The 12,668-nt window shown below is 72.6% G+C and carries 14 protein-coding genes; 5 read left to right on the top strand and 9 right to left on the bottom strand.

Features of this window, described 5'->3' with window-relative positions:
• Nucleotides 1-51 precede the first annotated feature (51 nt).
• Complete coding sequence (gene yaaA / locus ACZ7L6_RS19375) at nucleotides 52-834, top strand: peroxide stress protein YaaA (RefSeq protein ID WP_471925369.1); 783 nt, start codon at nucleotides 52-54, stop codon at nucleotides 832-834.
• Nucleotides 835-912: 78 nt separating this feature from the next.
• A complete protein-coding gene (locus ACZ7L6_RS19370) occupies nucleotides 913-1,581 on the top strand; it encodes a bifunctional 4-hydroxy-2-oxoglutarate aldolase/2-dehydro-3-deoxy-phosphogluconate aldolase (RefSeq protein WP_471925367.1) in 669 nt (222 codons plus the stop codon).
• On the opposite strand, the gene ACZ7L6_RS19365 is transcribed toward ACZ7L6_RS19370, so the two are convergent.
• Genes ACZ7L6_RS19365 through ACZ7L6_RS19355 form a run of 3 tightly spaced genes read right to left on the bottom strand, consistent with a single transcriptional unit; the run spans nucleotide 1,564 to nucleotide 4,490 of the window.
• Entirely contained in the window at nucleotides 1,564-2,841 is a 1,278-nt protein-coding gene (locus tag ACZ7L6_RS19365; protein WP_471925365.1) for a bifunctional RNase H/acid phosphatase, read from the bottom strand. The two genes, ACZ7L6_RS19370 and ACZ7L6_RS19365, sit on opposite strands and share 18 nt — an antisense overlap.
• 51 nt (nucleotides 2,842-2,892) lie before the next feature.
• Nucleotides 2,893-3,636 (bottom strand): zinc ribbon domain-containing protein, encoded by a 744-nt coding sequence (locus ACZ7L6_RS19360; RefSeq protein ID WP_471925709.1) that lies wholly within the window; start codon nucleotides 3,634-3,636, stop codon nucleotides 2,893-2,895.
• Nucleotides 3,633-4,490 (bottom strand): Nif3-like dinuclear metal center hexameric protein, encoded by an 858-nt coding sequence (locus ACZ7L6_RS19355; protein ID WP_471925363.1) that lies wholly within the window; start codon nucleotides 4,488-4,490, stop codon nucleotides 3,633-3,635. The genes ACZ7L6_RS19360 and ACZ7L6_RS19355 overlap by 4 nt, the downstream gene beginning before the upstream one ends.
• Nucleotides 4,491-4,722: 232 nt before the next feature.
• Between ACZ7L6_RS19355 and ACZ7L6_RS19350 the strand changes: the two genes are divergently transcribed.
• Together ACZ7L6_RS19350 and ACZ7L6_RS19345 are read left to right on the top strand one after the other, a co-directional pair.
• Nucleotides 4,723-5,910, top strand: a complete 1,188-nt coding sequence (locus ACZ7L6_RS19350) for a hypothetical protein (protein ID WP_471925361.1) — start codon at nucleotides 4,723-4,725, stop codon at nucleotides 5,908-5,910.
• 96 nt (nucleotides 5,911-6,006) lie between these two features.
• On the top strand, nucleotides 6,007-6,159 hold the full coding sequence (locus ACZ7L6_RS19345) for a hypothetical protein (protein ID WP_433039393.1): 153 nt from the start codon (nucleotides 6,007-6,009) through the stop codon (nucleotides 6,157-6,159).
• Nucleotides 6,160-6,229: 70 nt separating this feature from the next.
• Here the strand turns inward: ACZ7L6_RS19345 and ACZ7L6_RS19340 are convergent, their stop codons facing one another.
• The 3 genes from ACZ7L6_RS19340 to ACZ7L6_RS19330 are packed head-to-tail and all read right to left on the bottom strand — an operon-like array spanning nucleotide 6,230 to nucleotide 9,176.
• Nucleotides 6,230-7,168, bottom strand: a complete 939-nt coding sequence (locus ACZ7L6_RS19340) for a 3-oxoacyl-ACP reductase (RefSeq protein ID WP_471925359.1) — start codon at nucleotides 7,166-7,168, stop codon at nucleotides 6,230-6,232.
• 25 nt (nucleotides 7,169-7,193) lie between these two features.
• The gene (locus ACZ7L6_RS19335; protein ID WP_471925357.1) at nucleotides 7,194-8,270 is read right to left on the bottom strand and encodes a Zn-dependent alcohol dehydrogenase; all 1,077 of its coding nucleotides are present in this window, start codon (nucleotides 8,268-8,270) and stop codon (nucleotides 7,194-7,196) included.
• Between the two features lie 30 nt (nucleotides 8,271-8,300).
• A complete protein-coding gene (locus ACZ7L6_RS19330; protein ID WP_471925355.1) occupies nucleotides 8,301-9,176 on the bottom strand; it encodes a MaoC/PaaZ C-terminal domain-containing protein in 876 nt (291 codons plus the stop codon).
• Nucleotides 9,177-9,597: 421 nt separating this feature from the next.
• Here ACZ7L6_RS19330 and ACZ7L6_RS19325 point away from each other — a divergent pair, with 421 nt between their 5' ends.
• Nucleotides 9,598-10,230 carry a response regulator gene (locus tag ACZ7L6_RS19325; RefSeq protein ID WP_471925707.1) on the top strand — a complete coding sequence of 211 codons (633 nt, stop codon included), beginning with the start codon at nucleotides 9,598-9,600 and terminating at the stop codon, nucleotides 10,228-10,230.
• Between the two features lie 21 nt (nucleotides 10,231-10,251).
• Here the strand turns inward: ACZ7L6_RS19325 and ACZ7L6_RS19320 are convergent, their stop codons facing one another.
• The 3 genes from ACZ7L6_RS19320 to ACZ7L6_RS19310 all read right to left on the bottom strand — a co-directional run bounded on the left by ACZ7L6_RS19320 (nucleotide 10,252) and on the right by ACZ7L6_RS19310 (nucleotide 12,625).
• Complete coding sequence (locus tag ACZ7L6_RS19320; RefSeq protein WP_471925353.1) at nucleotides 10,252-11,001, bottom strand: class I SAM-dependent methyltransferase; 750 nt, start codon at nucleotides 10,999-11,001, stop codon at nucleotides 10,252-10,254.
• A 245-nt stretch (nucleotides 11,002-11,246) separates the two neighbouring features.
• Entirely contained in the window at nucleotides 11,247-12,086 is an 840-nt protein-coding gene (locus ACZ7L6_RS19315; RefSeq protein WP_471925351.1) for a hypothetical protein, read from the bottom strand.
• Nucleotides 12,086-12,625 (bottom strand): SigE family RNA polymerase sigma factor, encoded by a 540-nt coding sequence (locus tag ACZ7L6_RS19310; protein ID WP_471925349.1) that lies wholly within the window; start codon nucleotides 12,623-12,625, stop codon nucleotides 12,086-12,088. Before ACZ7L6_RS19310 ends, ACZ7L6_RS19315 begins: the two co-directional genes overlap by 1 nt.
• Nucleotides 12,626-12,668 lie beyond the last annotated feature (43 nt).

Below are 12,668 nucleotides of genomic sequence, written 5' to 3'. Positions count from 1 at the left end.
CGCCGGGTGGCACGCCGTACCCTGTGGCGGAGTTCGACTGAAGGAGTACGTGTGCTTGTCCTGCTGCCGCCTTCCGAAGGCAAGGCCCCGTCCGGTCGGGGTGCCTCGCTGAAGCTGGAGTCGCTGTCGCTGCCCGGGCTCACCGAGGCCCGTGAAGCCGTGCTCGGTGAGCTGGTCGAGCTGTGCGGCGGCGATGAGCACAAGGCACGGGGCGTACTCGGGCTGAGCGAGGGGCTGCGGGGCGAGGTCGCCAAGAACGCCGAGCTGCGGAGTGCGGGGGCGCGGCCCGCCGGGGAGATCTACACCGGCGTGCTGTACGACGCGCTCGACCTGGCGTCGCTGGACGCGCCCGCGAAGAGGCGGGCGGGTCGTTCGCTTCTGGTGTTCTCCGGGTTGTGGGGGGCCGTCAGGGTCACCGACAAGATCCCCTCCTACCGCTGCTCGATGGGTGTGAAGCTGCCCGGGCTCGGCGCGCTCGGCGCGTACTGGCGGGCGCCGATGGCGGAGGTGATGCCCGAGGCCGCCGGGGACGGGCTCGTGCTGGATCTGCGGTCGTCGGCGTACGCGGCGGCGTGGAAGCCGAAGGGCGAGGTGGCCGGGCGGACGGCGACGGTACGGGTGCTGCACGCGCCGACCAGGAAGGTCGTCAGCCACTTCAACAAGGCGACCAAGGGGCGGATCGTACGGAGTCTGCTGACGGCGGGGGCCGCGCCCTCGGGTCCGGCGGAGTTGGTGGAGGCGTTGCGGGACCTCGGGTACGTCGTCGAGGTGGGGCCTCCGAAGGGCGCCGGGAAGGCGTGGACGTTGGACGTGCTGGTGGACGAGATCCACTGACCGACCCCGGCCCATCCCAGCATTGCAACATATGCAACACCCTTTGCGCATGCTGCACAGCCCGGGCACGATGAGGCCATGACCTCGCCGCTGCCCTCCCCTCTGCCTGCCTCGGTGCTGGATCTCGCACCGGTCGTTCCCGTCGTCGTCATCGAAGACGCCTCCGACGCCGTGCCGCTGGCGCGGGCCCTGGTCGCGGGCGGGCTGCCGGCGATCGAGGTGACGCTGCGGACGCCGGCGGCACTGGATGCGATCCGGGAGATCGCGGATGCCGTGCCGGAGGCGGTGGTCGGGGCGGGGACGGTGATCACTCCGGCGCAGGTGAGGGAGAGCGTGGCGGCGGGGGCCCGGTTCCTGGTCAGCCCGGGCTGGACGGACGTACTGCTGGAGGCGATGCGGGCGTCCGGGGTGCCGTTCCTGCCGGGGGTGTCGACCACGTCGGAGGTGGTGGCGCTGCTGGAGCGCGGGGTGCGGGAGATGAAGTTCTTCCCGGCGCAGGCGGCGGGCGGTACGGCGTATCTGAAGTCACTGGCGGGGCCGCTGCCGCAGGCGCGGTTCTGTCCGACCGGCGGGATCGGGCACACGACGGCTCCCGACTACCTAGCGCTGCCCAACGTCGGCTGCGTGGGCGGGAGTTGGATGCTTCCCGCGGACGCCGTGGCCGCGCGGGACTGGGGGCGGGTCGAGGCGCTGGCGCGGGAGGCGGCCGGGCTGAAGGAACCCGGTACGTCAGGGACGCAGGTGTGACGTGTCGTTGACCAGGCGGACGCTGGCGTTGCCGTCGGCGTAGTACGCGATCGCCGAGAGGGAGGCCGCCGACAGTTCCATGCGGAACAGGGACTCGGGCGGGGCACCGAGGGCGAGGCGTACGAACGTCTTGATCGGGGTGACGTGCGTGACGAGGAGGACCGTGCGGCCGGTATACGCCGCGATCAGCTTGTCGCGGGTCGCGGCTATGCGGGTGGCGGTCGCCGCGAAGCTCTCGCCGTCGCCGGTGGGGCGGGCCTCCGGGTCGGCCAGCCAGGCGCTCAGGTCGTCCGGGTAGCGTTCGCGGACCTCGCCGAAGGTGAGCCCCTCCCAGGCGCCGAAGTCCGTCTCGCGCAGGCCGTCGTCGATGGTCACGTCGAGGCCGAGGCGGGCGGCGACGATGCCGGCGGTCTGCCGGGTGCGGGTGAGCGGCGACGCCACGACGGCCTCGATGGTGCCGCGCCGGGCGAGGGCGGCGCCCACGCGCTCGGCCTGCTCCCGGCCGACGTCGGAGAGGGACGGATCGGTACCGCCGCTGCCGGAGAACCGCTTCTGGGGGGTGAGGGGGGTCTCGCCGTGCCGGAGCAGGACGAAGGTGGCCGGCGCCCCCATGTCGGCGGGAGCCCAGCCGGACGAGGGGGTGGCCACGGTGCGCGCGGCCCTGACATCGGCCTCGGCCTTGGAGGCGGACGGAGCCGCGGAGGCCCGCCCCTCCGCCAGCGCCGCACGTGCCCGCGCCGCGCCCGCGGCGGCGTCTCCGGACGGCTCGGACGCGGATGCGGCCTTCGCAGCCGCCCTCGCGTCAGCCGCCTCCAGCTCCGCCGTGGAAGCCGCCGCCGACCACTGCTCTCCGCGCTTCCCGGCGTCCATCGCCTCGTTGGCCAGCCGGTCCGCGTGCTTGTTCTGCTCTCTCGGGATCCACTCGTACGTGACCTGAGGAACGGGGAAGGCCCGCGCCGCCTCTGCCGCCAGCGGCTTCATGTCCGGGTGCTTGATCTTCCAGCGGCCCGTCATCTGCTCGATGACCAGCTTGGAGTCCATGCGGACGTGGACCGTGGCCGTGGGGTCGAGATCGTGCGCGGCGCGCAGGCCCGCGAGCAGGCCCCGGTACTCGGCCACGTTGTTCGTGGCGATGCCGATGTACTCGGCCGCCTCCACGAGGGTCTCCCCCGTGGCCGCGTCCTTCACCACGGCTCCGTAACCCGCGGGCCCCGGGTTGCCCCGTGACCCGCCGTCGGCCTCGACGATGAACTCCCGCACGACCCAAGCCCCTTACCGAAACGCCCTGACCGGCCCGCAGACCTGACCGGCCTACAGACCCGACTCCGCCGTACGCACCAGAATCCGGCGGCAGTTCTCGCACCGCACCACCGTGTCCGGCGCCGCCGAGCGGATCTCGTTCAGCTCGGTGATGGCGAGCTCCTGGCGGCAGCCCTGGCAGGTGCGCTGGTACAGCTTGGCCGCGCCGATGCCGCCCTGCTGCTCGCGCAGCTTGTCGTAGAGCTTGAGCAGGTCGGCGGGGACGGCGCCCGCGATGACCTCGCGCTCCTTGGTCACGCTCGCCACCTCGCCGTCGATCTCCTCGAACGCGGCGTCCCGGCGGGCGGTCGCGTCGTCGATCTTCGACTGGACGGAGCCGACCCGCTCGGTCAGTTCGGCGACCCGCTCCTGCGCGGACTCGCGGCGCTCCATGACCTCCAGGACGACGTCCTCGAGGTCGCCCTGGCGCTTGGCAAGGGAGGCGATCTCGTGCTGGAGGTTCTCCAGGTCCTTCGGGGAGGTGATGGCGCCGGAGTCCAGGCGCTGCTGGTCGCGGGCGGCGCGCTGGCGCACCTGGTCCACGTCCTGCTCGGCCTTGGTCTGCTCGCGGGCGCAGTCGCTCTCCTCGGTCTGCGCGGCGACGAGCAGGTCGCGCAGCTGGGTGAGGTCCTTGTTCAGCGTCTCGATCTCGGCGTGCTCGGGCAGGGACCTCCGCCGGTGCGCGAGCTGCTGCAGGCGGACGTCGAGGGCCTGGACGTCGAGAAGTCGGATCTGGTCGGCCGGCGCGGCGTTCAGTTGGGGGCTCCCATAGTGCTAGTGGGCGGGTTGGACGCCGCGTGGGCGGTCCAGGGGTCGGTGACCGTCTTGGAGACGTGGACCCGCAGGTCCCATCCATGGCGGTCGGAGATCTCGTCGAGCTGGCTCGCGGCCAGCTCGCACCAGGGCCACTCGGTGGCCCAGTGCGCCGCGTCGAGCAGCGCGAGAGGACTGTGGGCCACGGCCTCGGATGCCGGGTGGTGGCGGAGGTCCGCGGTGAGGAAGGCGTCGACGCCGGCTGCCCGTACCTGGTCGAAGAGGCTGTCGCCGGAGCCGCCGCTGACGGCGATCGTCCGTACGACGGCCTCGGGGTCGCCCGCGACGCGGATGCCCTGCGCGGTGGCGGGGAGCCGCTCGGCGGCGCGGGCCGCGAGCTCGCGGACGGTCAGCGGGTGGTCGAGTTCGCAGACCCGGCCCAGGCCGCGGCGGCCGTCGGGGTCGGTCGGGTCCGGCACCAGCGGGCGCACGACGCGCAGGTCCAGCGCGCCGGCCAGCGCGTCGCTGACGCCCGGGTCGGCCGTGTCGGCGTTGGTGTGGGCCACGTGCAGGGCGATGTCGTTCTTGATCAGCGTGTGGACGACCCGGCCCTTGAAGGTGGAGGCCGCGACCGTCGTCGTACCGCGAAGGTAGAGCGGGTGGTGGGTGACCAGCAGGTCGGCGCCCAGCTTCACCGCCTCGTCCACGATCTCCTGGACCGGGTCGACGGCGAACAGGACCCGGGAGACCTCCTGGTCGGGGTCGCCCACGACGGTGCCGACCGCGTCCCAGGACTCGGCCCGCTCGGCGGGCCACAGGTTCTCCAGCGCGGCGATGACTTCAGACAGACGGGGCACGAGGGACAGGCTACCTGGATGCCCCGTACGGCTGTACCGGCGCCGGAGCCGCGGGAGCGGCGCCTGGAACACGCCCGGGCGGCTGCCCCCGCCGCGCCCGGCCGCGCTCAGCACAACCGCCCCGTTTCCTCAGGCGAATCGTTCCTCGGCCACCCCTTTGTGTGAAGCGGATGCTGCCGATCCCACGCCTGTGCGTGCGAAAACTAGCTTCGTGACTGGAGGTGACCGGACGATGACGGCCTGTGCGATCGAGCCCGCGGCGGAGCACGAGGACGGCGACTCGCCTCGGGCGGGCTGCACCATCACGGCGGACGGTTCCTACGCCGCCCGCCTCGCGCTCGACGGCGACTGCTGGTTCCCGGAGCGCTGGACCCTGGACGGCCCCGAGCCCTACGCCGTTCCCCTGCCCGCCCACCAGCCCGAGGAGCCCGGCACCGAGGTGCAGCCCATGGGCGACGGCCGGGTCCTGATCCGCCGCCGCACCGACGGACGGCACGTCTTCTCGCTGCTGTACCCGACCGGACCCGGCACCGGTGAGCTGCTGCTGGGCGCCGTGCAGTGCCCGGACGAGGAGGCCCGGCTGCGGCTGCTGCCCCCGGCTCCGGGCGGCGACAAGGCGTACGCCCTCGCGGTGGGCCGGCGCGCCGGCGCGGTGTGGCTGGTGGCGGGGGGCGCCTTCGGGCCGGAGCAGGTCGCGCAGGTCCCGGGGCGCTGCTCGGGTGGGGCGTGGCTGGACCGGGACGGGCGGATGCTGGCCCTCGACCGGGAGTCAGGGGGCCGTACGAAGGCCGTCGTGGTGGACCTGGAACGGGGCGGCGAGGTGTCGCCGCTGCTGCAGATCGCGGACGCCAGCGACGACCGGGTGCTGCTCGCCGACCCGGACAGCGGGCTGCTGCTGATCCGCTCGGACGCCCCCTCGCCGGGGCAGGGACGGCTGGGCTGGGGAGTGCTGGGCAGCACGCTGCCGGTGCGTTTCCCGGAGTGCCTGCGGATGACCGAGTGCACGGTGACGCCGTTCGCGATCCAGCCGGGGCAGGTGCTGACGCCGGAGAGCTGCGGGGTGGCGCTGCGCATCGACGGGCCGGTGGGGAGCTGGGTCGGGGTGTGGCGGCCGGCGGAACGGCAGGTTCGTCATCTCGCGGCGCCCGAGGGGTGGTTGACGGGCGCCGGGTTCTGGACGCGGGACGGGGTGCTGCACCTGCCGTATGCCACACGGGAGGTGCGGTGCGCAGTGGCGCGGATGGAGGTGCCCGGCCCGGCCTCGGCGGAAGAAGAGCCGAGGTCAGGGGCTGCCCCGGAGAGGCAGCAGGGCTCCGCGTCGCCCTCGCGCGAGCCCTCGGAAACGGACCCTCCGCATCCCGTCGCGCCCCGCCCTGTGCCCTTGCAGCAAGCGCCGTTGGGCAATCTTGTAACGAAGTAGTGCCGGTTGGTGTGCCTGCCTGGATTCGGCCCGTGGGACGCCGGTTAAACTCGCCCGGCTGTTTGAAAGATCATGTTGACGGGGTGAGCTTTACCGATGAGCAACGCCAGCACGACCCAGCCGTCGTCCGACGTCCAGGAAGCCGCCGGTCACGGCAGGCACCGGGGTCCTGTCTCGGCCCACGACAGCGAGACGGCCCCTCGCGGCCGTCACCGCAAGCCGGTCGAGGAGACCGAGACGGCAGCCTGACGCCGCGCGGCCCCGCTCCTTGCGAGGAGCGGGGCCGTTCCTGTTTCCACGCCCTTCTCAGGTCTTGTTTCTACGCCCTCTTCAGGCCCAGTACCTCCACCGCGCCGAACGTCTCCCCCGGTGGCCGTGCCGCGTAGTGCTGACCGAGTACGGCGTCCAACTCGTCGTACGTGAAGGCCTCTTGCTTGCTGTCGAACTTCGCCTGCACCCGGGGCCGTTCGACGACCGCCACCATGCCGCCGTGCACGACGAGCAGCTGGCCGTTGATGCGTGCGGCGGCCGGGGAGGCCAAGTAGCCGACGAGCGGGGCGACATGCTCGGGGGCGAGAGGGTCCAGGCCGCCCTCCGGACGCTCCAGGCCGGCGAAGACGTCCTCGGTCATGCGGGTGCGGGCGCGCGGGCAGATGGCGTTGGCCGTCACGCCGTACTTCGCGAGGGCGAGGGCGGTGGAGGTGGTGAGGCCGACGATTCCGCCCTTCGCCGCCGCGTAGTTGGGCTGCCCGGCGGATCCGGCGAGGAACGCCTCCGACGAGGTGTTCACGATCCGCCCGTACACCGGCCCGCCCGCCGCCTTGCTCCGCTCGCGCCAGTGCGCGGCGGCGAAGCGGGTGGTGTTGAAGTGGCCCTTGAGGTGGACCCGAATCACCGAGTCCCACTCCTCCTCCGCCATGGAGAAGACCATGCGATCACGCAGGATGCCGGCGTTGTTGACCAGGATGTCCAGCTTGCCGAACTCGCTGATCGCCGACTCGACGAGCGCCCGGGCCTGTGGGAAGTCGGCGACATCCCCGGTGTGGGCGAGCGCCTTGCCGCCCGCCTCGCGGATCTCGGAGGCAACCTCCTCGGCGGGAGCGGTGGAGGCCTCGCCCGAGCCGTCCCGGCCGGGTTGTCCGTAGTCGTTGACGACGACGGCCGCGCCGAGCCGGGCGAGTTCGAGTGCCTCGGCCCGGCCCAGACCGCGGCCGGCGCCGGTGACGACGGCGGACAGTCCCTCGAGTGGCAGTGACATCGACGCCCCTTCGCAGCGGGTGGGTTCAGATCTCGATGCACGTACGCAGCGCCGTGCCCGTGCGCATCTGGTCCAGGGCCTCGTTGATGTCGGCGAGCGGTACGCGGTGGGTGATCAGGCCCGCCAGGTCGATACGGCCGGCGCGCCACAGGGCGATGGTGCGTTCGTAGGAGCGCAGGACGTCGCCGCCGCCGTACATGGACGGCAGGATCCGCTTCTCGTCGAAGAACAGCTCGAACATGTTGAGCTGGAGGAAGTCGTCCATGGCGCCCGCCCCGACGATCACGAGCGTGCCGCCGCGCCGGGTGTTCTCGTACGCCGTCCTGGCGGTGGCGGACTTGCCGACGACCTCGAAGACGTAGTCGAAGCCCTCGCCCGCGGTGACCTGCTGCTTGGCGTCGGGCAGTTCGTCCGGCGCGACGGCCCTGGTGGCGCCGAACCTGAGGGCCGACTCGCGGCGCGAGGCGACCGGGTCGACGGCGACGATCTCGGCGGCCCCCTTGAGCCGGGCGCCCTGGATCGCGGAGATGCCGACGCCGCCGCAGCCGATGACGGCGACCGAGGAACCGGCCTCCACGTCGGCGGTGTTGAGGGCGGAGCCGAGTCCTGTGGTGACCCCGCAGCCGATGAGGGCGGCGATGTCGAAGGGGACGTCGTCGGGGATCGGCACCGCGCAGCCGGCGTCGACGACGACCTCCTCGGCGAAGGTGCCGGTGCCGGCGAAGCCGAAGACGTCACCGCCGGGGCGCTTGAAGTTGGGGGTGCCGGCGTTCATGAACCCGGCCAGGCACAGCTCGGTCTGGCCGCGCTTGCAGGCGGGGCAGGCGCCGCAGGCGGGCAGCCAGCAGACGACGACGCGGTCGCCGGGCTTGAGGTTGCTGACGCCCTCCCCGACTTCGAGGATCTCCCCGGCGCCCTCGTGACCGGGCACGAAGGGAGCCGGCTGCGGCAGCACCCCCGCCATCGCGGACAGGTCCGAGTGACACAGCCCGGTGGCCCGCACCCGGACCCTCACCCTGCCGGGACCGAAGCCCACCGCCTCGACGTCGTCGAAGACCTCGAGCTTGTCCTGGCCGATCTCGTGCAGTACGGCTGCTCGCATGGTGCGGCTCCCCTCGGGCAACGGTCTGACTCAGGTGTGTTCGACGATCGTGTCGGCGAGGACGGGCGCGTCGCCCCGCTCGACAGCGCCCACCTCCACCCGGACCCGGCCCTGCTCCCGCCACATCCGGATCCGCAGGGTCTCCCCCGGGAACACGACCCCGGCGAACCGTGTGGCGTACGACCGCACCCGGGTCACATCCCCGCCGAGCAGCGTGTCGACGACCGCCTTGAGCGTGATCCCGTAGGTGCACAGCCCGTGCAGGATGGGCCGCTCGAACCCGGCGATCTTGGCGAACTCCGGGTCCGCGTGCAGGGGGTTGAGGTCGCCGGAGAGGCGGTAGAGGAGGGCCTGGTCCTCGCGGACGGGCCGCTCGACGACCCTGTCCGGGTCGCCGGTGGGTGGTTCGAGGCGTGCGGAGGGGCCGCGGTCCCCGCCCCATCCCCCCTCTCCCCGTACGAAGATCTGCGCGTCGTTGGTCCACAACGGGCCGTCGGCGTCGGCGACTTCGGTGCGCATGACGAGGACGGCCGCCTTGCCCTTGTCGTAGACGGCGGCGATACGGCCGGTGGCGGTCGCGGTGCCCGCCACGGGCACCGGGCGGCGGACGGTGAGCGACTGTCCGCCGTGCAGGACGCGGGCGAGGTCGACCTCGATGCCGGGCATGGACAGGCTGCTGATCACGCCGGGCGAGCCGGCGCCGGCGACGGTGGCGAAACTCGGCAGGACGTGCAGCCGGGACTCCAGGGTGTAGCGCAGTTCGTCGGGGTCGGTGGCGGGGCCGGCGATGTCCGGGCGGGCGCCCGCGCCGATGCCGAGGTGGTAGAGCTGCACGTCCTTCGCGGTCCAGGAGATCTCGCCGGTCCGGGGTTCGGCGGCTACGGCCTTGGCGGCGTCGATGGGCATGGGGCTCCTGACAGAACGGGGCATCCGGCGGATCGGTCAAGACCTCGGTACGGCCGTCCGCACCGTCGGCCGCACCGAGGTCGTCACGGGCCGTTCTAGAACGCGTTCCAGTCCGGCGCCCCCTGTATAGCCGAGCGCACCGCACTTGTGAAGACTCCTGACGCCTCATCAGATCGGGTTCGCCGGTTCGGCGTGGGCTCCGCGGGCGGCATCGCCGGGGCGCGTCCGGGCACCGGCCGGCCACGCGTGCGGCGCGGGTGCCTCAGCAGGCACGGCCGCGGCCTCGGCGGCGGAGGCGGAGAAGTGGGCGGGGCGGGAGCGGCCCCGCACTGCTCCGGCCCGGCAGGGACGGCTCGCTTTCCGCCGGGCCACGGCCGGCGCGGACGCCGGACCGCGCGCCTACCCTTGGGTCGTGAACGAAATGCCCCCGCATCACCGGCCCGCCAAGTCCATCCGGGTCCTGCTCGCCGAGGGCCAGGGCATGGCACGTGGGGCGCTTGCCTTACTGCTGGGGATGGCGCCGGACATCGTGGTCGTGGCGCAGGTGTCGGCCGGGGACGCGATCGTGGACGCCGCCCTCGCCTACCGTCCCGACGTCGCCCTCCTCGACGTGGACCTCCCGGGCCGCAGCGGCCTCGACGCCGCTGCCGAGCTGCGTGACCAGGTGCCGGACTGCCGGGTGCTGCTCCTGACCACCCACGGGCGCCCCGGACACCTCCACCGGGCCATGGACGCGGGTGCCGCCGGTTTCCTGGTGAAGGACGCCCCCCTGGAGGAACTGGCGGCCGCGATCCGCCGGGTGCTGACCGGTGAGACGGTGATCGACCCGGCCCTCGCCGCGACCGCCGTGAACGCCGTCCCCAACCCGCTCACGCCCCAGGAGTGCACCGTCCTCAAGGCCTCGGCCGACGGGGGGACCGTCACCGACATCGCCGGTCAACTGCATCTCTCCGAGCCGACCGTCCGGGACTGCCTCGCATCGGCCGTCACCAAGACCGGCGCTCCCAACCCCGGGCAGGCATTGCGGGAGGCCCGGCGGCAGGGGTGGCTGTAGCGGGTGCCTTTCGGCACCGCTTCACGGGGCGGGCTTCCGGCGGAACAACGCCGTCCACAGGAAGTCCTCGCCGAAACGCGGTGAGTCGGCCGGCTCGTCGTGCATGCGGCGGAGTTCGACCTCCGTCAGGTCCGAGAAGATCCGCCGCAGGGACTCGGGCGTGTAGGCGAGTCCGCCCCGCAGACCGGAGCGGTCGTAGAACTCGGCGTCGGACAGTTCCGATCCCATGCCACCGGCCGCGAAGCAGGCGAGGCCGAAGTGGCCGCCGGGAGCGAGGACTTGGTCGAGCAGGCTCAGGTAGCTGATGCGGCGGTGCGGGGGCAGATGGTGGAAGCAGCCCGAGTCGTAGACCAGGTCGTACGGTCCCCTGAGCTCGCTACTGGTGAGCTCGAAGGCGTCCCCGCAGTGGAACGTGGCCGTCGCTCCCGTCCCGCGGGCCCGTTCCTCGGCCCAGGCCATGGCGGACGGCGACAGGTCCACCGCGTCCACCTCGAAACCCCGCGCGGCCAGGAACAGCGCGTTACGGCCCGGGCCGCAGCCCAGGTCGAGGGCCCGTCTCGCCCCGGGGCCACCGGTGACGAGACCGCGGTCCAGGTAGGAGACCAGGTTCTCGTCGGGCTTGCCGACGAAGAACGGCACCGGCCTGGAGCGGTCGGCGTAGAACGCGTCCCACCAGTCCGCCGCGCCGCTGGTCCAGCGGTCCGACTCCTGTCCGACCATGCCGTCCAGCAGCGTCAGTACGTCGTCCACCGAGCGAATGTTCCGGTCCATCCGGCCCCCTCTCCCGTGCGGCGATCGTATGCCGGGTCTGCCTGAAAGCCCAGGTCAGCGGGTGTGCGAGGGGCCCAGGTGGACGCCGTTCACGGCCGTGTGCGCAGCCGTGGCGGCGGGCCTTGAGGCATCACCCCGGGGACAGGTGAAGTGCCGGGAGGCCCCTGTCCCATGACCGTCAGGGCGGCGTTCTGCGTGACGCTGCCCGGGCTTTGTTCACCGGCCCTCTCCTTCACCGGCCCTTCCTACTTCGTCACCTTCACCGACTTGTACGCCGTCCCCTCCGGCGCCAGGCACACGAACCAGTTCACCGGGGATCCGTCGGCCGGGCGGATCACCTGCTCGTCGGAGTTGACGTCGTATCCCAGGGGCACCCTGCGGACCTGGGTCGTCGTGCCGTCCGCCCAAGTGCAGCCGACGCGCTGGGCGGTCGTGGCGACCTGGCCGACGACCAGGCGGTGCGGGGCGGCGACGTTCGGGTCCAAAGGGAGCGAGGCGTGCTCGATGTCCTTGCCCGACAGGGTGTCCTCCTTGCCGAACGTGCCCAGCATCGTCACCGACTGCTCTTCGTCCCCGACGCTGCGCCACACGAAGTACGAGCTCTTGCCGACCAGATCGGAGGAGCGGTCCGCGTCCGCGGGCCGCTCACCGTACGCGTAGTGGCCCATCGCCTCCCACTGGCCCGCCGCCTCCACCTCGTCGCGCGGGGCCGGCCACACGTCGATGACGACCCGCCACTCCTTGCCCTGGTCCGTTCCGATCGCCAGGGTGGTCCGCTGGGCCGTGTAGGGGTTCAGCTGCTCCCCCGTCGGCGACTGTGTGGCCGACGGCGGCGTCAGCTGTCCGTTCCCGCCCTGGAGCCCGGCCACCGCGAGCCCGCCCGACGCCCCGGCCAGCACCAGCGCCGTCGCCGCGGCCACCGCCCACCGCCGCGCCCGGCGCCGCCGCCCACCGCGCATCACCGCCTGGTAGGGGGCTATGCCGATCTCGACCTCGTCCGCGGCGTCGGCCAGCAGGAGGGAGATGTCCGTGGGGGTCATGTCGTGGCTGGTCATACCGTGGTTCGTCTCCCGGTCCGCGCTCATCACTTCCGCCCTCCCTGCGTCACCGTCTCGGCCAGTCCCGGTATGGCGCGGAGCTTCGCGATCCCCTTGGCCGCGTTGCTCTTCACCGCGCCGACGGAACAGCCCATCGCCTCCGCCGTCTGCGTCTCGGTCAGGTCCTCCCAGTACCGCAGGACCACCGCCTCCCGCTGCCGCGGCGGCAGTTGGGCGAGCGCCGACAGCAGGGCGCTGCGGTCCTCGGCCTGGGCGATGCGGTCGCCGGTGTCCGCCACCTCGCGCACCAGGCCGGAGTCGTCCTTCGGTGCGAGGAACTCCCTGAGTCGCCTGCGGTGTTTGCGTGCGTGCGCGTTGATCATCACGCGCCGTACATAGGCCTCCGGGTCGTCGGCCGAGTCGACTCTGCGCCAGGCCACGTAGACCTGTTCGAGCGTCGACTGGACCAGGTCCTCCGCGGCGTGCTGCTCCCCCGTGAGGAGAAATGCCGTCCGCATCAGCCGCGGCCAGCGGCCGATGACAAAGCTCTGGAACTCCGAGTCCCGAGCCGCCTTGCGATCCCCCATGGGCACCTCCTAGATGTCTGAAGGAGTCCATGGACCGCCCGGA

The organism is Streptomyces sp. NPDC107522 (assembly GCF_055657525.1).
The sequence above is the reverse complement of the archived record's forward strand: the minus strand, read 5'-3'. Positions and strand labels throughout refer to the sequence as shown.